We start from the raw sequence: 24,312 nt of genomic DNA, 5'->3' as shown, positions 1-24,312 counted from the left end.
AATTCCCCGGATAATCAAAGGTAAGCGCAGAAGGGAACTGACCTTCTACATACCGGCTGGTCGCCACACTTTCCCCATTTACTCTGGCTGTACGGAAAACAAGGATGAAACCCTATGAGACATCAAAAAACGCTGGGGTGCTGTGGAGCCGCTTTGCACGTGAAACGGGTTATTCAAAGCTTAACCCTCGCCGCTGCCCTTTCCCTCACTTTGGGTTGTACTGCCGTTGGAAAGCGAGAGACATTTACCTTCGTTCCCGATTTTCCGCCTGACTTCAAGTACGAACTGACAGCCAGCTACGAGCCCGCCCAAGGGCAAACGTGCACCGTGCCGGGTGGGAAAGGTACTCAGCTTGGATTCAACAAGGTCTACATGGAATACAAAGCGACTTCCGAGATCCCGCTTTATAGAACCGTGAGTGGCTGTCCGTTGGCGTTGAACCGTGTGGAGGTCGAGGTCATGGGCATCTTTGGCCCTGGACGGGGCAACCGCAGTTATGACTATGCCGCAATTGCCGTGCGTCCAGAGTTGTTAGAGCGACAAATGGGCACTTTCAACACTGACGGCGTAGGTGAGTTCTCCGGTGAATGCCAATGGTTTTTCCGCACAGTCGGCCCCAAGCGTTACCTCATAAAAATCCTTTACTGCAAAAAGACTGATGCGCAGGGGAACGTCGCGAAAGGTCGTCCCTTCACGGCATACACGCTCGATCAGTTACCAGGAAAAACAGTGAAACTAAAAATTACATTGGCCCGTGAGGAGGAGCCTTACATGGGCGACACATGGGTGAAGATACCTGACGGCTGGAAGCGCTGTATGGGGAAAGGTTTCGAAGACCAGCATGCGTTTTGTTACGGCAATCACAAGGATTTCAGCACCTTCAGGATGGTGGATGAACGGATCTGCACCATTTACCCAGGCTGCACGGAAAACAAGGAGGAAAACCCATGAGTGTCGAATCTTTGGCTACGAGCGATATTCCATTTATGAAAGGCAACATCCACGCTTGCCCGTTGCGTGGCCACTCGACAAGTTTTCAGTTAGTAGACGAATTTGGTGATGGCAAGCCCTATGCCGGCTTGACTTACGAAGTTATCGACTACGAAGACACCGTTTACACCGGAAAACTAGATAACAACGGCTCCGCCAAAGTGGAAAACCACTTCTGTGGCCCGGTACTGCTCAAACTGAGCGAGGAGTATCGAGGACTTAATGACGATTACAGCGAATTAGTTCGCAGGAAGCATTACCCTCTCCCCATCACCGAACTACAAGTACGCGCCGAAAAAACCCGCTTTGTCGACAAATCAGGCGTACGCACGCTGGCAAATCCAGCGAAGGACCTCGCTGCCCCCGATGCCTATTACCAGGTTGAAGTGAGCGAACTGGTCAAGCACGTTGCGCATTTGCCGCCCTTGGCCTCGCGTAACTCCCCACCCAACACGGCGTTACACACGCTGTTCCGCCAGCCCGCAAAAACCAGATCATTCACACCTCAGAATAAAGTCGCCACGGATGGAGGAATAGGCGCTGTCATGACACCGGCAGACATGGGCATGTCCGAACTGGGGTTTGCCCCGCCGCCGCCCAAGCCAAAAGGCATCGCCTTACTGCCGAACAAACATCATGTGCTGGAAGTCCGTCCGATGAGAGCGCTGCGGCCGATGTTGTCGACTGGCAACGAGTTTTGCGCACTCAACCTCTATCAACTGGCACTGATGTCGACGTTGAGTTACACCGACTTTGGTCAAGACCCGAATACCCAACCCGTCGAAACGGATAGCGTGACCTTTCCACTGCGGCCGAGCAGTGGCAACTGGTTCGGTCATGCCTTGCCGCAATTTGATGAGCTATGGCAAGTCGATGACTCACAGACTGCGAAGTTCTACCCCTTGTATGAAGAGGTGTCCTACTCCAAACGTCTGGAAGTGGTGCCGTTCGATCCGCAGTTGTACCCAGTGGTTAACGACCCTGAACTGGGTGATGAGCAGGAAAACCCGGCCAAGCTGCATTTCCTTGATGATCGCAATCTAGAGGACAGCTCGGACACACAGGCTTTCATGACACATCACGACGAGTTGATATTGATCAGTGTCAGGGGAACCAGTGAGAAAGGACCCGACGCCTGGCTTGATGCAGATGCACACCAAGTACCCTTCGAGGAAGGGGATGGCAAAGTGCACAACGGTTTTTATCGGGCCGCGAAAGTGTCCTACACGTTTGCCGTGAAGTATTTGGAGAAATTCTACAGCGGACAAAAGGTGGTGATTTGCGGGCACAGTCTCGGCGGTGCGGTGGCGCTGATACTGGCGGAGATGTTGCGACGCGACACCCAATACTCGCCAGACATCGTGCTTTACACCTACGGAGCTCCCCGCGCCGCCGACTCAACCTTTATCGAAGCTGCAAAACCACTGAACCACCATCGCATCGTTTTCCACAACGACCCCGTACCGAGCGTTCCTTCTACCTGGATGAACACGCCGTCCAACCGCGTTCCGATGTACGCTACCCATGGGGCGGTACTTGCCCTTCACCCGGTGGGTGGTTTGGCATTTTTTGTAGGCGGGATCATCAACTTCACGGGTGCCCCCTATGGGCATCACGGTCAGTTACGTCACTTCATGCCGGTGGAATTTGGCGAAGGTCACAGGTCCTCCATCCTCTGGGAACCGGGTTGCAGCACGATCAACGATCATGGTTACGCCGAAGCGCTGCGACAGACTGATGGCTTACCGAAGCGCGGCAACTTTCTGCGGCAGGTGATAGATGGAGGCCATCACTCTATGGTCGGCAGCTACATTCCCGGCTGCTGGGCCAGCCTGCGCCGCTGGCAGGAAGCGCTGGAAAAAAAACGCTCGCTGGTGACTTTGACTGAATTCCAATGGGTCAGCGACGCCCTGACAAATGTCTCAGGACAGCTGAGTGCACTCAAAGCGAAAATCGAAAAACTCTCCCGTGCTTATGCCAATCCCCAGCGAGATGCCCAAGCGATAAGGGATCTTGAAAAAGAAGTCGAACAGATCGGCCAAACCAAGGCCCGTCTGCTAGCGCTGCACAAGCGGACGGTCATCGACTCTGATGTTTATGGCAGCTACGCCGACCAGCCCGAGTGGGTACAGGAAAATCTGCTGCGCTGGAAAGCCCATCCGGAAAACATCGTTCAGGAACAGTTGGCGATGATTCCACCAGTGGCCGAAGACCACGACGCAGCCATTGCGGCAATGACCGGAGGGCATGCCGTGGGCACGCCATTTCATCTGGATATTGATTCGATTGTGTAGCTTTGCTGGTGAAACGAGCACTGGATCATTTGCCAGTGCAGGAGATGGCGGCGCACAGCGCCAAGGTGTAGCCAGTACAGATCACTCCCACGCAAAGCGCGTGGGAATGATCAAAGACCTACAGAAACTCAATCAAGCATTCGGGCAAGGCACTGGTGCCCAGTCGCCCAGGTCCGGGTTCTTGCACATGCTGTTGACTTGAGTGGTGCCTGCGCTAGCCACTTGCTTGCTTTCAGCCTGTTTGGCTTGTGCGGTCTGCAGGGTTTTCTCGGTGGTGACCGCTTCTTTCGGCACGGTTGGCAGCACCGGTTTTTTCGCCGGTTTCACCGCTTTTTTGCTCTTGGTCGGTGTCACGACTGGCGTGGTGTCGGCGGTTGCCACGGTGACGACGTCAGTGCGCTGCACGCCGACTTGCTGCAGGTCTTTTTCGTAGGCCTGGGTGTAGTTGTTCAGGTCTTCGCTGGCTTTACCGTTCACCGCGACGATCAGATCGTTGGACTCTTTGAGGCCTGCGACGATTTCTGCCAGGCGCTTGCGGCCTTCGGTGTCGTTGACGGTTTTAGCCTTGCGGTCGGCGACCAGTTTGGTAAACGCGTTCTGGTAGCACTGCTGCGAAGTCTTGGCGTACGCGGTGCTGCGGTCGATGTCGGCGGCACTTTTGTTGACGTCGGAGGCGTAGGACGCGATGCGCTGGTTGTCATCGGCGATCTGCTTCTGGCGCTCGGTGTAGTAACCGGCCGCGCCGCCCGCCAGGGCACCGCCCGCCGCACCGATGGCGGCGTTGCGGCCACGGTTCTCGGAATCGACCAGGGCGCCCAGCAGTGCACCGCCAACAGCACCGACGGCGGCGCCGGTGACGACCGACTTGGTCATGTTCGAATCAGTGGCGCGCAGGTGCTGCACTGGCTCGTAGCAGTTTGGGTAGTACTCGACCTTGGTGCTCGAGACGACCTTGGAGGTCGGCGACGTGGCGCAACCGGTCAGTACGGTGCTGAAGCCAACGGCCATCAGCAGCAAGTGACGCTTGGAAAGCGAAGCAAAAGGTTTACGGGAGGAAAGCATAGTTGTGTTCTCTTTTAAGTTTGACCAGCTCAGCACGGCCCACCGCCGCCTGAGTCCCTTCCAAGCTCGCTGTACAACGAACGATCAAGACCGCTGGGCGTTCGATGCGAGCAACTCCTTCAATATCGCCGCCGGGTCGGCTCGTCGTTGCTGACGATAATCACCGACATGGCGAACGAATAACGTTGCGCGCGTGACCAGGCTCTTGCCCAGTACCGGCTTGCGCTCCAACTCTTCCTTGATGCGTTGAAACTGCGCCTGGATCACGGCATCGGTGTAGCGCGTGCCGGTCGCCAGGTTGTCGATGTAGATCGCCACCGCGCCGTCCAGCGCGCTGCGGCCATTGTCGATGGCGGTGGCGAACAGCTTGGCGCTGGCCTCGTCCTTGGCGTCCACGGCTTGCTGACGACTCTTCTGCAAATTGGTCAGGCGAATGTTGTAGTTGTTGACGGTCTCAGCCACCAGAGCCGCTGACTGGATCAGGTTGCCGGCCGCTTCCTCGCGCTGCTGGGCGATGAGCGAGACGTTGCGCTTGAGCTCTTCGTTGACCAGCCCGAGTTCGGCTTGCAGGCGTGGATCGACACTGGCAGCAATGATGCTGTCCAGGCGTTTGGTCGGGTCCTGGGCGTCGTCGATGGCATCGGTCAGCGAAGCCAGCCGACCTTCTTTCTGCCATTGGGCAAACAATTCCTTGTAGCGCGAACGTGGCGCCGACAACGCGCCAATCGCCACCCGGAATCCGGTGGTTTCGTTGTTTTGCTCGGTGCCGTCGGCGGCGAACAGCGGGTATTCGCGACGCATCCCGGTGAACAAGGTGCCTTCGCCTTCCAGATAGTTGCCGCCCTTGACCACGAAGCCGCCGTAGGTGCCTTGGCGGCGTCCGGCGTGTACTAGCTGGAAGGACTCCTGGACCATTTCGGCGGCATTGCCGATCACGTCGAACAGGCCGATGGGGTTCGGCAGTTTGGTGCCGATCGGCATCAACCGCGCTGCCTGACCAGTGCCGCCGGCGACTTGGTTGAACACCGCCCAATCGGCCAGTGGCCCGTCGCTTTCGCTGCCTTCCAGACGCCGGGGAAACAGACGCCCTTCCAAATCCTGACGGCTAATGGCCTGCCCGCCACGGGCAGCAAATTCCCACTCGACTTCGGTCGGCAAGCGCACAAACCCCAGCCCGCCGTCCTCGGCCGAGGTGCCGCGACCGCTCACCGGCAGCAGGTCCTTGTGGTATTTCATCAGCCAGGCGCTGTACACCGCCGAGAAGCGTTCGGCCTCGAAGCGCGACAACTTCACCTTGGGCAAACGCCCGGCCATGCCTTGCGGCGCCTCGGCTTGCAGTGCCTCGCAGGCCGGCGCCGGCTCGCCGCTGGCCAGCGATTGCGCTTGGGCCATGACCTGGGCGTATTGGCGGGCGGTGACTTCGTATTTGCCGATGAAATAGAGCATCGGCTTGAGCGGAGTCTTGGTGTCCGTCTTGGGCATCAACGGCGTGATGGTCTTGCCCCAATCCTTGGGCAGATCCTTGAGGGTGAACTGGCCGTTGATAAAGTCCCGGCGGTAACCGGAGATGAACGACTGTTGATAACCGGCCTCGCCCTCGCTGAATGGATAGCCGAGGCTGATCTCGCGGTCGTCCAGAGTGCCTTGCGCCAGGATGTAGACGTAACGGAACACCATCTGCCCTTCGCACGGCAGCGGCAAGCTGACGTCGTCGGCCAGCGGCTTGGGATTGTCCAGTTTGTCGGTGCTTTCATCAGCCCAGACCATGCTGGCCAGGCTCAGCGCCATGGCGGCGCCCAATAACTTATACATCTCGGATTCCTTCACACGCCTGGATTCGCGCCACTCGCCAGCCACCACAGGCCGCCGCCACGACGCTGACGCCGAGCACGGCTACCAAGGCCCACGCGTAGTGATGCGCCAGCAGATGACTGGCGTATTCGCCCGGCGCCTGCGCAAATAAATGGTTCAGGCCCGATTGCGCCAGGCCATACAGCCCGGCGCTCAACAGGGCCGCGAGGCCGGCGCTGTACAGCGCCTGCAACACAACAAACAGCAACAGCGCCGCCGTAGAAAACCCCAGCAGGCGCAACACCGACAACGCTCGACGCTTGCGCTCGACCGCCGCCAGCGCACCGGCAAAAATCGCCGCAAATGCTCCCGCCAAAGCCAATCCGGCGATGATCCAGAATACGATCGACAGGTTGCGGCTCAGCGATTGCACCTGGGCGATGGCCTGAGCCTGGGTCGAGACCAGCAGATTCTGCGCAGCGAAGTACTGACGCAGCGGCTCGACATCCGTGAGACGCCGGGCGTACAGACGAAACGCCGGGTACACCCGTTGCTCCATCACACCCACCGACTCCCCCGGCCAGTTGAACGCCGACACGGCACGGCCATCCCGGTAATCTTCAGCCGCTTCCAGCAGGGCCAACGGTGCGAACAACCCGTCCCGGGCGAAGGCTTCCAGCGGCAGTACGCGCAGCACCTGGACGCGAGTGCGCTGCGCCTCGCCATGACCGGCCACTTGCCTAGCGACGCTGGCCTGCAGCCAATCACCGGCCTTGGCCCCGAGCTTTTCGGCGGCGGTCTGGCTGAGCAGCACCTGATCCAGCCCTTGGGGTACCGGCAAGCTGCCGAGCAACGGATCGTTGTTGGCGGTGGGGATCATTTCGACGGTCACCGTCGAAGCGCCAGCGGTCAGGTCCGCCGTCGCGGCAATCTGCCGGGTGCGCGGCAAGGCGAAAGCCACCTCGTCGCGCCGGCTCAATTGTTCGATAAACGCGGCACTGAACCGACCGCCGCCCAGGGGAATGATTTCCCGGGTGGCCGGGTCGTTTTCCAGGCGCTCGGTCAAACTGCTGACCAGGCCGAATTTCAAGCCGAACAGCACCAGCAGCGGTGCGACCACCGCCACCAGCGCCAGCACCGAACAGGCCGACAGCCACGCATCGTTGCGGTAATCCTGCCAGGCCAGGGAAGCCACCAGCGCGCTGCGCATCAGCAGGTCTCCCCGAGGGTGGCGGTGACACCGCCATCAACGTCGCGATGACAACTGATGCGCCGCACCTGCAAACCGCTGGCGCGGGCCAGTGATTCATCGTGGGTGGCGACGACGCAGCACACACCGTGTTCGCGAGCCTGGGTCACCAGCAACTGCATCACTCGTTCCGCGTTCAGCGGATCAAGGGCGGCGGTCGGTTCATCGGCCAGCAGCAAACGCGGCCCATGGGCCAGGGCACGGGCGCAACTCACCCGTTGCCGTTGGCCGACGGACAAGTCACCCGGCTTTTTGCCCAGTTGATCGGCGATATCCAATTCCCCGGCCAGGCGATCCACGCTGCCGTCGTCTTTCAAGCCGAGCAGTTTGCGCGACAGGTCGATGTTGCCGCGCACGTCCAGAAACTCCAGCAGGCCACCGGTTTGCAGCACGTAGCCCAAGTGCCGGCGGCGCAGGTCCGCCAAGGCACTTTGCGCATCTGTGCGCCACAACCCGGTAATGTCCGTGCGGGTTTGGCCAGGCGCAAAATCAAACTGCCCGGCCTGATCCGGCGCCAGCACCAGCGCCAGCAAATCGAGCAATGTGCTTTTGCCACAGCCACTGGGACCGACCACCGCCAATTGCTCACCGGCACGCAGTTGCAGCTGAGGGATCATCAGGCTGTAACGCTGGCTGCCAACGCCCCGGTGTTTGTGCACTGCGCTCATGTTCAGCATCACGGCAGCGTCGACAACGGAACGCGGTACAAGGCATCACCCGGTTCGGCATCGCCGAAACGCACCCAGTTGGCCAAGTCGTTGTGGAAGGTTTCGTAGAGGCGGATTTTCGAGTCCAGTTCGTCGATAAAGTCCTCCTGCTCGGCCACGCTCAGGGAAAGCCACAAATCCTGGGTCATGTTCAGCGACTTGCTGCGGTAGGGCAGCCCTTCCAGGTACTCACCCAGCACCCCGCCATCGGCCAGGTTGCCACCCTTGCGCAAGGCCGAGGGATCGCGGCTCATGTAGGCACTGGCGCTGGCGATTTCCTGGAAGAAATTCTTCGGCGAGGTCTGGGTCTTGCGGGCGGCATCGACAATCAGTTTCAGCGATTGCTGCAAGTCATTGAGCTGCAACTTGGTCAGCATCACGCACACCTGAAATGCCGGCAGTGCCGGGTTGGTCAGGTCACGGTCGGCGGTCCAGGCGCTGACCAGTTGCGGCGCCTGGCTGGCGGCTTTACGCCCCAGGAAGTCCATGTGCATCGCATAGCCGACGGCCGCCGATTTGTCGCTCAGGCTCGGCGCGGCGCTCAGCAGCGGCACGGTTTGCGGCTTGTCGCTACGCACCTGATGCACTAGGTCGGCAAACACCGAACCGATCTCGTCCACCCGCTCACCGAACTTGCGTACATCGGCGCCCGGTACCGGAATGTACAGGTCGCCGATCTGCGGGTTGGCGTCGGCGGTCAGGGTGCGGTATTGGCTTTGCGCACCGCTGTGGGTTTTCTTGCCGGCATCGCTGAGCAGGTGCAAGGCGTAGATCTTGATCTGCTTGCCCAGCGCAGCCTGGCGCACTTCGGCTTCGTTCATTTGCGTGGCGGCATACGGGTCGTTCTTGCGCAAGGCACCGGCATCGGTGACCAACAGGATCAAGCGCCCGCCATAGCCGGACCAGTCCATGCCCTCGACCGCTTCCATCACACCGGCAAACGCATCTTCGTTGAACGAATGGCTGGACACCGTGGACGCCTTGACCTGACGCGCCAGGTCCATGAAGCGCTGTGGGTCGCGGCCCTGGTCCAGGGTGATCAAGGTTTTAGCGACGTATTCCAGGCCCGGGGTTTTCTGGGTGCTGCTGCGAAACCCCACCAGGCCGAAGCTGACACTGTCCTGCTCGCCCCGCTCGGCGATGCGGGTTTGCAGTTGGTGCACCACATCGCGGACCTGATCGATGTAGGGCTGCATGGACACGGTGGTGTCCACGACCAATACCACGGCGGTGCGGAACGCGTCGGCGTCAGCGGTAGTGATTGGCGTGTTGTTGGCAGCGGCCTTTGGAGCATTGCCGGGGTCGATGGACGCCACGTTCAGCAACTGCACCGGCTGGCCGTTCTCATCGAAGCTCTCGCGGGAATCGAAGATCGGCAATAGGTAAAACTGGTTCTGCGGAACCGCGCTGGCGGCCGGTTCCAGAGCCAGCACCTGTTGGTTGTCTTCGTGATTCTGCTGGGCCTTGAGCAGCAGGTTTTTTGCCGCCGACGGATCGGCCAGCAGCCTCTCCACTTCGCCGGGCTGACGCAGGAACATCACCGGCGCACGGCCGGAGCGTTCGGTGAACTTAAGTACCAGGCTTTGCTTCCAGTCGCTGACTTGCGCGGCCGGCAACCAGCCGTCACTGCGCCCGTCGGTGGCGGCGCCGACACGCAGCCACGGGCTGCCATCAACCTCTTTGCGCTGATAGACGTAAAGCACCGAGAACGCCGGCAAGGCCTTGTCGGGTGTGCCCCCCGGTTCGCTGGCGAGTTTCGCCCCCGGCTTGCTGAGTACCCGCTGGAACAAGGTTTTTTTGCCGGCCATCAGCAGCGGACGCTGACCGCCATCGACCTCCGTTGCCACGGGGGGCTTTACGGGTGGCGCCACGGTCGGCGGCGCACTGGCCGGCGGTGCCGAAACCACCGGCACCTTGGCGTCGGCTTCGACGTCACCGGACAGCCACCAATAACCCGCGCCGCCCAAGACCAGCGCCACGGCCACCGCGACAGCGGCGAGTGCGAACACCGGCCCCTTTCGCTGTTCCGAGACCGTGGACGACGGTGTCGGCTTCACAGTCGGCGGAACAGGATTGGATCGAGGTTGTGGCTGCGCGGGGCCGGTCGGTATATCGATGGACACCGGCGTCAGTCCCGCCAGGTCATTGCTCACCGCAATCGGCACTACCGGAATTGGCAATGGCCGGATGGTGGTCGCTTCAACCGATTCCCGAGGCAGATTATCCAGCGCCTGCAACAGCGCCGCTGCGTCCGGGAAACGGTCGGCCGGATCCTTGGCCAACAACTTGCGCAGCACCTCTTGATAGCGACCGTGGTGCACTGGCAGCTCCGGCAACGGTTCTGTCAAATGTGCCAGGGCCGTTGAGAGTGCGTCGTTGCCGGTATACGGCAGTTTGCCAACGAGGATTTCGTAGAGCACCACGCCCAGGGCATAAAGATCGGCCCTGCCATCAATATCCTGGCCGCGCGCCTGTTCCGGGCTCATGTAGCTGGGAGTACCGACAGCGAAACCGGCCTGGGTGAACTGGGTGCGGTCATCCATGGACTTGGCGATGCCAAAGTCGGAGAGCACCGCCGTGCCATCGGCACGGAACAGAATGTTCGCCGGTTTGACGTCGCGATGAACCAGCCCCAGCCCATGGGCATAGCCCAGGGCCGAGGCGATCTGACGGATATAGATCAGGCCCTGCTCCGGCGTCAGGCCGGCGGCGATGCGCTCCTTGAGCGTGCCATTGGGCAGGAATTCCATGGCCATGTAATACAGCTCACCGACATGGCCGATGTCATGGATGGTGACCGTATGCGGGTGAGACAGACGCGCCAGGGTTTTACCTTCGCGCAGGAAACGCTCGCAGAAACTTGGGTCCGCCGCCAGTGCGGCAGCCATGACCTTCAGCGCCACCTTGCGCTCCAGCGAGCGCTGGGTCGCCAGGTAAACGCTGGCCATGGCGCCTTCGCCGATCTCGCCGTCGATGTCATAGCCGGGGATCAGAATGTGCAGGGCGGAATTCATGACGGCACCTTCACGACAATGACGGTGATGTTGTCCGGAGCACCGCGCATCAGGCCCAGGGACACCAGGCTGCTGGCGATTTCACCGGGCTCGTCGTGGCTCAGCACCTCGCTGATTTCATGGTCTTCGACGGTCTTGGTCAGCCCATCGCTGCACAGCAGGTAACTGTCGCCAGGCATCAACAGCAGCTCGACTATCGCCAGTTTCAGTTGCGCCTCGACCCCGATGGCGCGGGTAACAATATTGGCCCGTGGATGCACCCGGGCTTCAGCTTCGCTGAGCAGGCCACTGTCCTGCAGATCCTGAACGTAACTGTGGTCCCGCGAGATGCTTTCGAGCAGGCCGTCACGCAGGCGATACAAGCGGCTGTCACCCGCCCACAGGCACACCCCGCGCAAGCCGCGCGCCGCCAACACCACCACAGTGCTGCCCATCATGGTCACGCCGCGGTTGGCGGTTTCTTCACGCACGACCGCGTTGACCCGCAGCAGGTCGGTTTTCAGCGCCGCGACGTATTCATCCAGAGAACGGCCTACGGCAACGTTGCGCAGGCTATCGACGATCAGGCTGCTGACGTAGTCGCCCGCCGCGTGCCCGCCCATGCCATCGGCGACCACCCACAGGCCGTTTTCCGGCCGGTCCAGGCAAGCGTCTTCGTTAACCTGGCGGACCATACCGACATGGCTCTTGCTTGCAGACTTGAACGTCTTTCCAACGCTTGGACACATCTACACAACACCTTCTTGGCCGAGCAAAAATTGCGCAAAATCAGCGGCGGCCGGCAGGCCCTGGCACCGCAATAAAGCAGGGGCGATACGCTCCGACCCCTGGCCCCACCAAAGGCTTGCGCCTTCGCAGGCCTGTTCGGCGAGGGCGGTCATTCGCGCCTTCGGGTCGGTGGCATCAAAACGATGCAGGCCGGCAAAACGGCTGCTTGGAGCACGTGGCAGGTACGCTGGGCCGCCCAGCGTTTCCAGCCCTGCACCGAAGGCTTCGAAGCTCGCCTCCACGCTTAACGTGCTCAACAGCAATTGCTCAACTTGCTCAAACCAGACATCCGAGCCGCCCACCACCGACGCCGGGTCAGCGTCGTGATCCAGCAGCACAGCAACGGTCAGCGGAAAATACCGGCCAACCCGATCGATGCTCGGCATCACCACCCCAACGGCGGCCTGCGGCCCACATACACCGGGCCCGAGCATGAAGCGCCACAGCGGACTGACCAGATAGGCATCCAGCCAACGCTCCCCGAGGCTCTGGCTGGCGAGCAGGCCCGCCGCCAGCCACGAATCCCAGGGGCCGATAAAACTCTGCGGCAAGCCACGGCTGACAAAGTCCCCGCGACTGGCCAGCTTTCCATAGAAGCCCGGCGTGCTCATAAACGCTCCGGCAGGCTGAAACCGCTGAGCACACGGCTCTTGAACGGGTTGAAGGCGCTGTTGGCCCGCAGCTCATAAGAGACGCTGGCGCCGTCGACCCGCAGCCGCAGGTTGAAGCGATCCGGCGAGTTGCCGGCGGTCAGGTCCGATTGCTCCAGCAGGCGGAACCAGGCCCAAGGCCCGTCCAGGGTGATGCCCGAACGACCGCTGGCTGAAGGCGGCATGATCGAGATCCGCACCACGCCAATGCTGCCGGGGTTGGGCCATTGCATGGAGGTGGGGCGACTCGGGCCGTGGTCGTAGCTCAATTGCTGGCCGTCGAGGTCGAGCAAAAACTGGGTGATGGTGGCGTCCATCGCCACTGGCTTGAGTTCGAAGCGCACCATCGGCTGGGTGCCGCCGGAACGGAAAAATGCATCCCGGATGGTCGCTGCCCGCTGGAAGGTTTGCAGCACGCCCGGGGCGATGCCGAGCTTCTGTGCGGCGCCCGGCTGCCAACGCCAGGCCTGGGTCGAGGTATCCACGTACGGCTGCAGGTATTTGCGGAAATAGTTGTCCATCACCCCGCCCACGCCGAAGAACTGGCCGAAGTCATCCAGGGTCGCGTCCCGCGCACTGCCCGGCGACATTGGGTAACGCCCGGCCAGGGACTGGCGATAGATGTTCACCACTTCGCTGGTCCAGGCCGCGTTCAGTTGATTGCGTACCCCGCCCATCATGCTGTTGGTGGTGGAGTTGACCACCGACCTGACCAGGCCCTGCACCAGCGGCGGCTGACGTTCGGCGTTGAGGCTGACCCGTGTCGCGGCCGCTGCGGCCTGGTTCTTGGCTTCGCCGAGCAAGGCGTCGCCGCTGGCGCCGACCATGGCGCTGACCTGCACATACAGGGCGTTCATGTCGGCCAGCAGGCCGTCGATGGCCGCCGGCTCGCCTTCGTTTTTGCTGACGATGCTGTTGAGTTCGGCAAAATGCGCGGTGATGGGATCTTCACTGGCATCCACTGTGTTTTGCGTCGCCTGCTCCTGGCCGAGCAAGCTGCCCAAGCGCTCCTTGAGCTTGTCGACCCCGCCCTCCACCGGCGCGCCCTTGGCGGCCAGCAGGCGTTCTTCCTGTTGCAGGTCGGTTTCCTTCGCCACTGCTACCAGCAGTTTTTTCAACGGCGAGGTCGGGCCAGAAATCACCCGCAACACATCGGCGGCCTGGGCCACGCTGGTGATCGGCACGAAGTCGATATCAGCCAGTAAGGCATCCCACTGGCGCTGGTAATCCTGGAAATACAGGCGGCGCACGTCGGCGGCCAGGCTGACGACGTTCTGTTGTTCTGCCTGGTCGCGACCGAGCACCCACTGCTCCTCGGCCAGGGTGCCGGTCTGGTTCAGGCTGGTGAGCAAAAACCCTTGGCGGTAACCCTTGGCCGTGAAGAAGCCGCTCAAGGGTTCGCCCAGCGGCTTGCCGCTCTTGCGGCTGAACACCAGCGCGGCATCACGCCCGGCCGCTTCGTTGAGACGAAAGTCCGGAATGCCGTCCGGCAGTTTCTGCCGTTTGACCCGGTCATAGACACGCTGAGCCACTGGCAGCTGCTGCAACTGCCGACGCAGGTCGTCGATCAGGCGCGGGTCCAGACGTGCGGTGGGCGGATGGCGCTCGAACAGCGCCTGCAAGTGCTCCTCCATGGCCACACGCTGCTCGGCCGGCAAGTCGCGCGGCAGGCTGCGATCCCAGTCCAGGGCGATCCACGCCTTGATGAAGTCGGCATCGTAATGCTCGCTGTCGGCGAGCATCAGGTAGGCCTTCAAGCCTTCGTAAAGGAAGTCCGAATTGCCGCCACCGTGCAATTGCTCTTCGATGCGCGTGAGCAAGCGTGGCGCGAAGACTGCGATCAACAACTTGCGATAGACGCTGCCAGACTCGGCTTCAAGCATGTCGCCCTGATACAGGCCCAGGCCTTCGGCCCAGTTCGGCGAATCGTCGGCCAGGTGCTTCACCGCGTTGAGCAAAGGCAACACCGCAAGCACGTCCCGTTGTGCCGGGCTGAGGTTCTGCACGGCCTGGCCCAGGGGCGCGACTTTCTGATCGACTTGCGTGATATACGCCTGGTTGGCGCGGTAACTGACCCACCACAAGGTCCCGACCACCAGCACCAGGGCCACGGTCGAGGCCAGCACACCCCGGGCAATCCACTTGCGTCGACGTTCGACTTTCGGGTTGACCCCCACCAGCCCACGCTCGGCAAAGGCCACGGCGCTGAAGAGTTTTTCGATGAAGTAACTGCGCCCGGTGCCGTTCTGGCGCGCCAGGTGCTGGCGGTCCAGGTTCATGCTCTGGGCCATGGAGCCGATCAGCCGGTCAATCGGGCTGCCTTCCTGGGTGCCGCTGGTGAAATACACCCCGCGCAATAGCACCCGCTCTTCAAAGGCGTTGGGTTTGAATACGCCCTCAAGGAAGCTTTGCAGGCAATCCTTCAACGCGCCGAACTGTTGCGGGAAACCGTAGATCAGATCGCGCCGCGCCGGGTCGCGCTCCTGTTGCAAACGCTCCACCAAACGATCGTTGAGGCGCTGTTCCAGGCCGGTGAATTCGCTTGGCAGATGGGCCAGTGGGCTGTCATGGTTTTTGCCGTCGTCCAGGGCAAAAGTCATACCCCAGACCTGGGCCCGTTCTTCCTTGCTCAGGCTATCGAAATACTCCATGAACCCTGGCACCAGATCGAGCTTGGTCAGCATCAGGTAGATCGGAAAGCGCACACCGAGTTGCGTGTACAGCTCCTGGATACGCAGGCGGATCGCGGCGGCATGGGCGGCGCGCTCGGCGTCGCTGCCCAGCAGCAGGTCGGAGAGGCTGATGGCGATAAACGCGCCGTCGATCGGACGCCGGGCCCGCTGTTTTTTCAACAGGCCGAGAAAACCCAGCCACGCTGCTTTATCGACTGTCGCGTCGCTGTCCTGGGTGGTGTAGCGCCCGGCGGTGTCGAGCAGCACGGCCTGATCGGTAAACCACCAATCGCAATTGCGCGTGCCACCAACACCGCGTACCGCCCCGGCGCCCAACTGCGCCGCCAACGGAAAATGCAGCCCGGAATTGACCAGCGCCGTGGTCTTGCCTGAACCCGGCGGACCGATGATCACGTACCAAGGGAGTTCGTACAGGTTACGTCGCTCGTCACCGCCCAGCTTGGCTTTCTTCAACAGCGCCAGGGCTTCGTCCATGCGCTGGCGCAGGGTTTCGAGCTCCTCAGAGGTGGCGATGCTGGTCGGATCCGGCGGGGTTTGCGCCGCCAGGCTGCGCATGACTTCGGCGGCCTGACGGCGCGCCTGGATGATGCGAAACACCCGGTAGGCGATCCACACCGCGAACACCAGAATGATCAGCGCCCAGCGCCGGCCTTCGGGCACCAGGAATTCGAGCAGCGGCCCGACAAACCAGATGATCAGGCTCAGGGCGATCAGCCCCAGCAACGGAATGACCCAGCGGATGATAAAACTGAAAAACGCCTTCACTCGACCCCCTCCGCCAACACTGTGATTTCGACCCGACGGTTGCGTGCGCGGCCCTCTGTTGTAGCGTTCGAGGCCAACGGTTCGGTGTCGCTGCGGCCTTCGGCGCTGAAGCGTTCGGGCTGGCCGGTCTTGGCCGAAAGGATTTGCAGTACCGAATTGGCCCGCGCCTCGGACAAGGCCCAATTCGATGGAAACCGCAAGGTGGCAATCGGGCGATTGTCACTGTGGCCGGTCACCCGGACCTGGCCCTTGACCTTGCGAACGGCATCGGCGATGCGCAGCATCAGCGGCTGGAAATTGTCGACGATGCTGGCGCTGCCCGAGGCGAACAGCTCATCGCCACGGATGGTCACCACTGAACGGTCAACGGCATCTTCCACAGCGACCCGACCGGCCTTGATTTCATCAGCGAGGAAGCCTGCCAGGCGGGGACGCTCGATCAGTTTCGGTTGCACCACCGGACGGTCGATGGCCTGCACCGGGATCTCGCCCAGAGCATGGATATTTTTAAACACCGGCTCGGCATCGGCGGCCAGCTTCAAGCGCAGGCCGAACAGCAGTGCCAGCAGCAACGCCACGCCGATGGCCACGGCGATCCAAGGCGGCATGAATTGCGCCAGCCGGTCGCGGGCCACGGTGACGCCGCGCCAATGGGGCGACAGTTCACGCTCATAATCGCCACGGGCGCTGCGGATGACCGCGCTGGTGCGTTCACGCAAGGCTTCCAGTTGGCTGCGACCGTCGTTCATGACCCGATAACGCCCTTCGAAACCCAGGCACATGCACAGGTACAACAGCTCCAGCAGATACAAACGTTCGCGGGGGCTTTGCAGGCAATGTTCCAACAGCTGGAACACTTTCTCGCCGCCCCAGGCTTCGTTGTGCACGGTGATCAGCAGGCTCTGTTTGCCCCAATCGCTGGCACCACCCCACGGCGTACTCAACACCGCTTCATCCAGGGCGGTGCACAAGGCGTAACGGGCCAGCAACACATCGTTGCGCACCACGCCGGCAGCCTCGGCGCGCTCCTCGAACTGGCGCAGGTAGGCCAGTAATTGCGCCCGCAGGCTCGCCGGCGCCGGGTGGGCAATGGTGTTGCGCAAGCGGGTCAGCAAAGCCAGCAACGGGCCAGCGGCACTCTCCAAGGGGTTGAGACCTTCGGCCGTGCCGATCAAAAGCGGCGCGGCCGGCATCGAAAGTGGCGCGGCCTGGCCGCGACCAGCCTCCGGGCGGACCGGGTCGGCGCCACGGCCACCGGGTGTCGGCATGAATTGGGTACGATCGTCGTTGCTCATTGCGGTTTATCCTCGGATCGCCCAGAAAGCCAGGTTCAGCCCCGGGAATTGCCCCGCGATGTAGAACGCAAAACCGCCGGAGTTGGCCAGTTGCTGCCAATGCTCGCTGCCCCGGTCCAGTTCGTAATAAGTGGAGCCGGCGTGATACGGAATCTGCCGTGGCGCCACCGGCAGCGGCAGCAGGCCAATGCCCGGTAATTGCAGGTTGACCAGGTTGCGGATGTGCTCCACCGAGCCGACCTTGCTCTGTTGGCCGAAGTGGCTGCGCAGGGTTTCGGCGGGCACGTCGGCGCGCACCACCAGGATGAAGCTGGCACTGTCGAGCAGGGCCTTGTCGGCCAGCATCGCCACATGAACGCCGTAGGCTTTTTCGACGATCGGAATCGGCGTGGCCTTGCTGTCGATCAGCATCGATAGCGCCTCACGCAAGGCTTGCATCACCGGCGCGTAACTCAGTGCCAAGTCATCGTGCTGGTACTGCGGGTATTCCTGGGGTCGCCGCCCGGAAGCGGTAAAGGTCGAGAACTCGCCGGCCAGACTCACCAGCTCGCTGTAGAACCGCTCGGGGTGCAACGGGCTCAACTGACTCAAGTGCTGGATCAGCGGCTGGGCACGGTTGACCAGTTGCAGCAGCATGAAATCGGCAATCTCCGAGGCACCGCCGGCACCGGATGCCACCACTCGCCCGGCGAGGGCTTCGCCGCGCTGATGAAGCAGGCCCAGCAGTTCGCTGCGAAACGCGGCCAGGGGATTGGAGGCGACCACATCCAGCAGCGGCGGGATGTAAGTGTCGTCGAGCACCAAGGCTCGGTCGGCGCGTTTTTCCTTGATTCGTACCAGGCCGATGGCGGCGTAGTCGCTGATGCCATCCTGGGCTACCAACAATCGCAGCGCCCTCGACCCCACGGCCACGGGGGCCTGGTTTTCGAACGGCGCGTTGTCGTCCCGTACTTCGCGCACCTGGCTCACGTAGCGCGCAGCGCCCAGGGTTTCGCCTTCGTCGACCGTATCACGCGCACCGGCGCGCTTAAGCGGCAAGGCCAGGTACACCAAGCCATCGCGCAGGTTGTCATCGACATTCAGGGGGCTCGGCGCCAGGTCATCCTGGGGAATGTTGAATGGCGTGCCGTCCGGCAACAGACCCCGCGCCGAGATGATCGCCAGTTTGCCCTGGGCCAGCAGGCCCTGGTCGATCAGCAATTCGGAGAAACCCCAGGCGCCGGCCGACAACGGGCGGCTCCGGGCGTCGATGAGGTTCTCCAGGTAACGGTCATGCTGCTGAAAGTGCTGCGTTCCAATGAACATGCCTTCCGACCAGACCACTCGATTGTTCCAGGACATGGGGGGCTCCGATTGCTTATTGGGCAGGGCTGGATGGGGAAACCACGACGGCGCTGCGCACGGCTCGCACGTCGAGGCTGATCTGGTATTCGGTGTATTGGCGCGGCGGAACATTCATCACCGCGCGCCACAACGACTGATCCAGCTCGCGATACCCCACCAGTACGCCGATATGGCGGGTGGCCGGGTCGAGGTCGCGCTGCAGGCTCAACTGCTGGCCGGGCTGGATCAGCACTTCGTCCTGATCGATCAGATCGGCGCCGAGCGTCGCCTGGGCCCGCTCGGCCAGTGCGAAATAATCGGAACGGCCGAAGGTGGCAGCATTTTTCAATTCGAAAATACGCACCCGGACCGGGGCTGGCTGGCCAGTGGCGCCGGGGTTGAGCCCGGCAATGGCGTGAAAATGCAATTCGATGGCGGCCGTGTCGGCCTCAGCCTCTTCGGGCTGGGGTTTGGCCGCATCCTTGGCACATGCGGTCAGCAGAAGCGCGGTGGCAACTGCGAGTAAAAACCTGGGAATCATCCTGCGTCCTCAATGACGTTTCAGCTATCCGTTGTTCCGTTCTTTGCTATGAATGGCGTTATGCGATGGCGACGCTCAGCCGCGGCGCTGCCTTGTACTGTGTTCTTCGTAGGCGCGGCTGAATTCCCGACCGAACAGGTCCTGGAAATCCTCTTGGGCCTCGCGGGAAATATTGCTGTAGAGCTCGGTGAACTGCTGCCAGTACTGGGCCTGTCGCGAGCCGTTGAAAATGCTCGACAGGCCACCGGGCTTGCCCATGCGCTCTTCCAGTTGCGCCGGTTCGAAGCGCGCCAGCAGGTGCTTGATCGCCGCTTCCACGCCGGCCATCACCGCCAATTGGTGGGCACGCAAGTCATCGAAGCTGTCGCGCACGGCCAGGTCCGGTGACATGAACGCCTGATTGCTGTGGCGCAACAGCAACAGCAATGCTTCATCGACATTGGGAGCGAATTTCAGCGGGTTGTTTTCCACCGGTTGAATCATCGTCTGCTGAATGCGGAACTCGCCCTTGAGGCTGCTACGGGCGCGCAAGACATCGATCAGGCCTTCGACCATCAGCCGATAACTACGGCCGATGCTTTCCATTTGCGCTTCGGCCTGGGCCTTGTCCAGGCGCACTTGATCCAGCCCGGCGCCGCGCAGAAAGGCTTGCAACAGGTCGGGTTGAGAATTGTCGGCCGGGCTGACCGGATCGACCAGGCGCTGGACCACGGCCACGGGCGGTTCGCAAAGGGGAGCCGGTTCGATCGGTACGTTGATGTGAGGTACGGGCGGCGGCGCAACCTCTGTAACAGGCAGAGGGGCGATCGCCACCGGTGCAGGCTTGTCGCTGAACAGGTCCCAATCTTCCGGAATCACCGGGGCCGACGCCAGCGGCGCAGGCCCGGCCACGGGCGTTGGGGCGGGGATCGGGGTCGGTGGGCGGAAGTCATGCTGCTCGGCCGGGACATGGTCGGGCTGGGTGGCCGGTGGGACGCTGGTCGGTGTCAGAAAGTCGAACAGGTCCGGCATCGTGTCCATGGCCGATACGCCCTGAAAATGTGCAGGTGGCGTCATGGGCAACGACGTCGGCGTATTCACGACGGCGCCCTGACGCCCCATCAGGGCTTCGAAGCTGCTGGACGAATCGGCGAAAGGGTTGCCGTCGGTCACCGGCAGACTGAAATCGATACGCGCCTGGATTTCATAATCACCGATGCGGATAACTTCGCCATCTTGCAACGGCTCGCTGTTGCCCTTGCGCAGACGAATACCGGCCTTGACCAATTCCACACCATTAGTGCTGTTATCAGTTAAGTAATACCGGCCATCTTTATATTGAACAACGCAATGTTTGCCGGACACCAAACGCTCTGGATCGGGCAATACCCAGTCATTATCAGAATTACGGCCAATTGCCATCACACCCTGATCCATGGATTTCTCAGGGCACTGGCCAGGGGTAATTTTGTGATAACTAGTGATAGTCAAACACAGCGACATCTTGCCTCCTTGCTGAACACTTTGCGCGCGGGCGAATCGGGATTCACTCCCGCCAGACTCGCTCCGACAACCTTGCAAAAACAACCTTGAAACGGCTTTTTACCAGCATGATTGCTGATCTTAACCGGCCTGCGTGACAAAAAAACCTGCATGAGTGCCTGCTTCGACCTATCAGTCGCGCGGGTTGTTAAGCACCTCACATCTGTCACACAGAGGAAATAGCTTACCTTGACAAGCCATAAGTACTACACCAAAAATGAACAACTTCTTGAATATCAATGATGGCACTTTAAGATCACTGTGTATCCAAAGGGCCATTACACTCAAGGAAACATGTGAAGTTCCACTTGGAACTAACGTGTGAACAGCCCGACTGTCAGTCGGGCGATATGGAGATCAAATTCAGTGGAAGTGCCTTTGCTGCTCGCCGCCGTTTCCGCGACTTCGCCTTGTGGTGAAGATTTGGAATATGACGCGGATTTTTTGCGCCTGGAACGCGATTCCCAAGGCCAGCCCGAGCGCAGCATGGGCGATTCGATATTGCCTGCCGCCCCCCCTGAATGGCGCAGCATCCAGCAGCAAAGTCTGGATTTGTTGCAACGCAGCAAAGACCTGCGTATCACCCATTTCCTTTTGCAAAGCTCCCTTGCCCTTGAAGGCGTTACCGGCCTGGCTCGCGTCCTGACACTGATCAGCGAATTGCTCAAGCAATACTGGGCCGACCTGCATCCGCGTCTGGATGCCGAAGACAACAACGACCCCACTGTGCGCATCAATGCCCTCGCCGGCCTGACGTCCGATGCAACCATTCGCCTGCTGCGCGAAAGCATCCTGGCCCGTTCGCGAACCTTTGGTGCTGTCAGCCTGCGCGCCGCCGCTAATGCCAGCGGCCTGCAAAGCTTCCCTGACGAGAACCTCGGCGCCGAGCAGCTCGCCGGGGCGTTCCTGGACAGCGATCCCGAACAGTTGGAAATCACCCGCGCCGCTTTGCACGAGGCCCGCAGCGTCGCCGAGGCCATCGAGCAACAGGTCAGCGAACAAATCGGCTCCGCCCAGGGCGTTGACCTTGGCCCGTTGAAGCAACCGCTCAAAATGGCCTTGCAGATTCTCGGCCAGTTCGCCCCCCAGAGCGGCGACAGCCCCCTGCCCGATGCCATCAGCGACGACAGTCCCGCGCCGGTTGAATACGCCACCGCGCCGAGCACACCGCGCAGCACTGGCGAAATCAACAACCGCGACGACGTGCTGCGCAGCCTGGACCGGATTCTTGCGTACTACACCCGTCATGAGCCCTCCAGCCCGCTGCCGGTGCTGTTGACCCGGGCGAAGAATCTGGTGCATGCCGACTTTGCGGCCATCGTGCGCAACCTGATTCCCGACGGCATGAGCCAATTTGAAAACCTGCGCGGACCAGACAGCGAATAAAAGCGAACGGATCACGCAGTCACGTCACCGGTACCACCGATGACGCCAACACCGTCGCTTGAGCGACCAGGAGCAGCAACGTGGCGAAGCAAAGTTCTCAGAAATTCATCGCGCGCAACCGTGCGCCTCGAGTGCAGATCGAGTACGACGTCGAGCTCTACGGCGCCGAGAAAAAGGTCCAGTTGCCCTTCGTCATGGGCGTCATGGCGGACCTCGCCGGCAAGCCCGCCGAGCCTCTGGCACCTGTGGCCGATCGCAAGTTCCTGGAGGTGGATGTCGACAACTTCGACTCGCGCCTCAAGGCCATGCAGCCACGCGTCGCGTTCCATGTGCCCAACGAGCTGACCGGCGAAGGCAACCTAAGCCTGGACATCACCTTTGAAAGCATGGACGACTTCAGCCCGGCCGCCGTGGCGCGCAAGGTCGACTCGCTGAACAAGTTACTCGAAGCGCGCACCCAACTGGCCAACCTGCTGACCTACATGGACGGCAAGACCGGTGCCGAAGAAATCATCATGAAGGCCATCAAGGATCCGGCGCTGCTCCAGGCGCTTGCCAGTGCGCCGAAGCCAGCCGAGCCTCAGGCTTAATCAGGACGAATGATCATGACCGATTCAGTACATGCAGACGCTCAGACACTGAGCACCACCGAAGAAGCCAGCGAGTTCGCCTCCCTGCTGCTGCAAGAATTCAAACCCAAGACCGAACGCGCTCGCGAAGCCGTCGAGACCGCCGTGCGCACTTTGGCCGAACAGGCCCTGGCGCAGACCGACCTGGTGTCCAACGACGCCATCAAGTCGATCGAATCAATCATCGCCGCCATCGACGCCAAGCTCACCGCCCAGGTCAACCAGGTCATCCACCACCCCGATTTCCAGCAACTGGAAAGCGCCTGGCGTGGCCTGCATTACCTGGTCAACAACACCGAGAGCGATGAGCAACTGAAGATTCGCGTGCTCAATATCTCCAAGACCGACCTGCACAAAACCCTGAAGAAATTCAAGGGCACCGCGTGGGACCAGAGCCCGATCTTCAAGAAGATGTACGAAGAAGAATACGGCCAGTTCGGCGGCGAACCTTATGGTTGCCTGGTCGGCGATTACTACTTCGACCAGTCGCCTCCAGATGTGGAATTGTTGGGCGAGTTGTCGAAAGTCTGCGCCGCCATGCACTCGCCGTTCATCGCAGCCGCATCGCCGACCGTGATGGGCATGGGCTCGTGGCAGGAACTGTCGAACCCGCGCGATCTGACCAAAATCTTTACCACCCCGGAATATGCCGGCTGGCGCTCGCTGCGCGAATCGGAAGACTCGCGCTACATCGGCCTGACCATGCCGCGTTTCCTCGCGCGTCTGCCATATGGCGCCAAGACCGATCCGGTGGAGGCCTTCGCCTTCGAAGAAAGCACCGACGGTGCCGACAGCTCCAAGTACACCTGGGCCAACGCCGCTTACGCGATGGCGGTGAACATCAACCGCTCGTTCAAACACTTCGGCTGGTGCTCGCGCATTCGTGGCGTGGAGTCTGGCGGTGAAGTGGAAAACCTGCCGGCGCATACCTTCCCGACTGACGATGGTGGCGTGGACATGAAATGCCCGACCGAAATCGCCATTTCGGACCGCCGCGAAGCGGAACTGGCGAAGAACGGTTTCATGCCGCTGCTGCACAAGAAAAACACCGACTTCGCCGCGTTCATCGGCGCCCAGTCGTTGCAGAAACCGGCCGAGTACGACGACCCGGATGCCACCGCCAACGCCAACCTGGCCGCGCGCCTGCCATACCTGTTCGCCACCTGCCGTTTCGCTCATTACTTGAAGTGCATCGTGCGCGACAAGATCGGCTCCTTCAAAGAGAAGGACGAAATGCAGCGTTGGTTGCAGGACTGGATCCTCAACTACGTCGACGGTGACCCGGCGCACTCCACCGAAACCACCAAGGCCCAGCACCCATTGGCTGCGGCCGAAGTGATCGTCGAGGACGTGGAAGGCAACCCGGGGTACTACAACTCCAGGTTCTACCTGCGCCCGCACTATCAGCTCGAAGGTCTGACCGTGTCGCTGCGCCTGGTATCCAAGCTGCCTTCGGCCAAAGGCGCGTAAAAGACTGCAGCGGCACGCTTGTGTGGGAGCCGGGCTTGCCCGCGATGGCATCAACGCGGTTCTGCTGAAAAACCGCAGTGCCTGCATCGCGGGCAAGCCCGGCTCCCACAGGTTCTGTGCCTTGACTGGCATTGGACCAGGCTCGAGAAAGCGTGATTCTGCAG

Annotated in this window: 17 protein-coding genes; 5 read left to right on the top strand and 12 right to left on the bottom strand. The window is 61.3% G+C overall.

Annotation, left to right across the window (positions count from 1 at the left end):
• The first annotated feature begins 159 nt into the window (after positions 1-159).
• Both AB7M26_RS05990 and AB7M26_RS05985 read left to right on the top strand, forming a co-directional pair.
• Positions 160-951, top strand: a complete 792-nt coding sequence (locus tag AB7M26_RS05990) for a hypothetical protein (RefSeq protein WP_123500860.1) — start codon at positions 160-162, stop codon at positions 949-951.
• Entirely contained in the window at positions 948-3,284 is a 2,337-nt protein-coding gene (locus tag AB7M26_RS05985; protein WP_123500772.1) for a lipase family protein, read from the top strand. Before AB7M26_RS05990 ends, AB7M26_RS05985 begins: the two co-directional genes overlap by 4 nt.
• A 132-nt stretch (positions 3,285-3,416) precedes the next feature.
• On the opposite strand, the gene tagQ is transcribed toward AB7M26_RS05985, so the two are convergent.
• The 12 genes from tagQ to tagH form a co-directional block, all read right to left on the bottom strand.
• Positions 3,417-4,346: a type VI secretion system-associated lipoprotein TagQ gene (gene tagQ / locus AB7M26_RS05980; RefSeq protein WP_123500773.1), complete on the bottom strand. Its 930-nt coding sequence runs from the start codon at positions 4,344-4,346 to the stop codon at positions 3,417-3,419.
• Between the two features lie 84 nt (positions 4,347-4,430).
• Positions 4,431-6,158 (bottom strand): formylglycine-generating enzyme family protein, encoded by a 1,728-nt coding sequence (locus AB7M26_RS05975; protein WP_123500775.1) that lies wholly within the window; start codon positions 6,156-6,158, stop codon positions 4,431-4,433.
• On the bottom strand, positions 6,151-7,347 hold the full coding sequence (locus tag AB7M26_RS05970; RefSeq protein WP_123500777.1) for an ABC transporter permease: 1,197 nt from the start codon (positions 7,345-7,347) through the stop codon (positions 6,151-6,153). Before AB7M26_RS05970 ends, AB7M26_RS05975 begins: the two co-directional genes overlap by 8 nt.
• Positions 7,347-8,063, bottom strand: coding sequence for an ABC transporter ATP-binding protein (locus tag AB7M26_RS05965; RefSeq protein WP_123500778.1), 717 nt, complete (start codon positions 8,061-8,063; stop codon positions 7,347-7,349). Before AB7M26_RS05965 ends, AB7M26_RS05970 begins: the two co-directional genes overlap by 1 nt.
• Positions 8,063-11,107, bottom strand: a complete 3,045-nt coding sequence (locus tag AB7M26_RS05960; protein ID WP_429388330.1) for a serine/threonine-protein kinase — start codon at positions 11,105-11,107, stop codon at positions 8,063-8,065. Before AB7M26_RS05960 ends, AB7M26_RS05965 begins: the two co-directional genes overlap by 1 nt.
• Positions 11,104-11,835, bottom strand: a complete 732-nt coding sequence (locus tag AB7M26_RS05955) for a PP2C family protein-serine/threonine phosphatase (protein ID WP_123500782.1) — start codon at positions 11,833-11,835, stop codon at positions 11,104-11,106. Before AB7M26_RS05955 ends, AB7M26_RS05960 begins: the two co-directional genes overlap by 4 nt.
• The gene (gene tagF / locus AB7M26_RS05950; protein ID WP_123500784.1) at positions 11,836-12,486 is read right to left on the bottom strand and encodes a type VI secretion system-associated protein TagF; all 651 of its coding nucleotides are present in this window, start codon (positions 12,484-12,486) and stop codon (positions 11,836-11,838) included.
• Positions 12,483-15,983 carry a type VI secretion system membrane subunit TssM gene (gene tssM, locus AB7M26_RS05945; protein ID WP_429388326.1) on the bottom strand — a complete coding sequence of 1,167 codons (3,501 nt, stop codon included), beginning with the start codon at positions 15,981-15,983 and terminating at the stop codon, positions 12,483-12,485. Before tssM ends, tagF begins: the two co-directional genes overlap by 4 nt.
• Positions 15,980-17,278 (bottom strand): DotU family type VI secretion system protein, encoded by a 1,299-nt coding sequence (locus AB7M26_RS05940; protein ID WP_429388324.1) that lies wholly within the window; start codon positions 17,276-17,278, stop codon positions 15,980-15,982. Before AB7M26_RS05940 ends, tssM begins: the two co-directional genes overlap by 4 nt.
• 6 nt (positions 17,279-17,284) lie before the next feature.
• The gene (gene tssK / locus AB7M26_RS05935; RefSeq protein ID WP_429388321.1) at positions 17,285-18,619 is read right to left on the bottom strand and encodes a type VI secretion system baseplate subunit TssK; all 1,335 of its coding nucleotides are present in this window, start codon (positions 18,617-18,619) and stop codon (positions 17,285-17,287) included.
• Positions 18,620-18,635: 16 nt separating this feature from the next.
• Complete coding sequence (gene tssJ / locus AB7M26_RS05930) at positions 18,636-19,142, bottom strand: type VI secretion system lipoprotein TssJ (RefSeq protein ID WP_123500793.1); 507 nt, start codon at positions 19,140-19,142, stop codon at positions 18,636-18,638.
• Positions 19,143-19,217: 75 nt separating this feature from the next.
• Positions 19,218-20,624 (bottom strand): type VI secretion system-associated FHA domain protein TagH, encoded by a 1,407-nt coding sequence (gene tagH / locus AB7M26_RS05925; protein ID WP_429388317.1) that lies wholly within the window; start codon positions 20,622-20,624, stop codon positions 19,218-19,220.
• A 405-nt stretch (positions 20,625-21,029) separates the two neighbouring features.
• On the opposite strand from tagH, the gene tssA reads away from it, so the two are divergent.
• The 3 genes from tssA to tssC all read left to right on the top strand — a co-directional run bounded on the left by tssA (position 21,030) and on the right by tssC (position 24,148).
• Entirely contained in the window at positions 21,030-22,049 is a 1,020-nt protein-coding gene (tssA, locus tag AB7M26_RS05920; protein ID WP_123500797.1) for a type VI secretion system protein TssA, read from the top strand.
• A gap of 80 nt (positions 22,050-22,129) precedes the next feature.
• Positions 22,130-22,639 carry a type VI secretion system contractile sheath small subunit gene (gene tssB, locus AB7M26_RS05915; protein WP_007894500.1) on the top strand — a complete coding sequence of 170 codons (510 nt, stop codon included), beginning with the start codon at positions 22,130-22,132 and terminating at the stop codon, positions 22,637-22,639.
• A gap of 15 nt (positions 22,640-22,654) precedes the next feature.
• Entirely contained in the window at positions 22,655-24,148 is a 1,494-nt protein-coding gene (gene tssC / locus AB7M26_RS05910) for a type VI secretion system contractile sheath large subunit (protein WP_429375818.1), read from the top strand.
• Positions 24,149-24,312 lie beyond the last annotated feature (164 nt).

It is taken from the genome of Pseudomonas sp. F-14 TE3482 (assembly GCF_053629455.1).
This window is presented reverse-complemented; position numbering and strand designations above follow the sequence as displayed.

What these genes read in the sequence shown, in the direction of transcription:
- AB7M26_RS05985 (WP_123500772.1), top strand. Translation starts at nt 948, where the DNA reads ATGAGTGTCGAATCTTTGGCTACGAGCGATATTCCATTTATGAAAGGC.
- tagQ (WP_123500773.1), bottom strand. Translation starts at nt 4,346, where the DNA reads ATGCTTTCCTCCCGTAAACCTTTTGCTTCGCTTTCCAAGCGTCACTTG.
- AB7M26_RS05975 (WP_123500775.1), bottom strand. Translation starts at nt 6,158, where the DNA reads ATGTATAAGTTATTGGGCGCCGCCATGGCGCTGAGCCTGGCCAGCATG.
- AB7M26_RS05970 (WP_123500777.1), bottom strand. Translation starts at nt 7,347, where the DNA reads ATGCGCAGCGCGCTGGTGGCTTCCCTGGCCTGGCAGGATTACCGCAAC.
- AB7M26_RS05965 (WP_123500778.1), bottom strand. Translation starts at nt 8,063, where the DNA reads ATGCTGAACATGAGCGCAGTGCACAAACACCGGGGCGTTGGCAGCCAG.
- AB7M26_RS05960 (WP_429388330.1), bottom strand. Translation starts at nt 11,107, where the DNA reads ATGAATTCCGCCCTGCACATTCTGATCCCCGGCTATGACATCGACGGC.
- AB7M26_RS05955 (WP_123500782.1), bottom strand. Translation starts at nt 11,835, where the DNA reads ATGTGTCCAAGCGTTGGAAAGACGTTCAAGTCTGCAAGCAAGAGCCAT.
- tagF (WP_123500784.1), bottom strand. Translation starts at nt 12,486, where the DNA reads ATGAGCACGCCGGGCTTCTATGGAAAGCTGGCCAGTCGCGGGGACTTT.
- AB7M26_RS05940 (WP_429388324.1), bottom strand. Translation starts at nt 17,278, where the DNA reads ATGAGCAACGACGATCGTACCCAATTCATGCCGACACCCGGTGGCCGT.
- tssK (WP_429388321.1), bottom strand. Translation starts at nt 18,619, where the DNA reads ATGTCCTGGAACAATCGAGTGGTCTGGTCGGAAGGCATGTTCATTGGA.
- tssJ (WP_123500793.1), bottom strand. Translation starts at nt 19,142, where the DNA reads ATGATTCCCAGGTTTTTACTCGCAGTTGCCACCGCGCTTCTGCTGACC.
- tagH (WP_429388317.1), bottom strand. Translation starts at nt 20,624, where the DNA reads ATGTCGCTGTGTTTGACTATCACTAGTTATCACAAAATTACCCCTGGC.
- tssC (WP_429375818.1), top strand. Translation starts at nt 22,655, where the DNA reads ATGACCGATTCAGTACATGCAGACGCTCAGACACTGAGCACCACCGAA.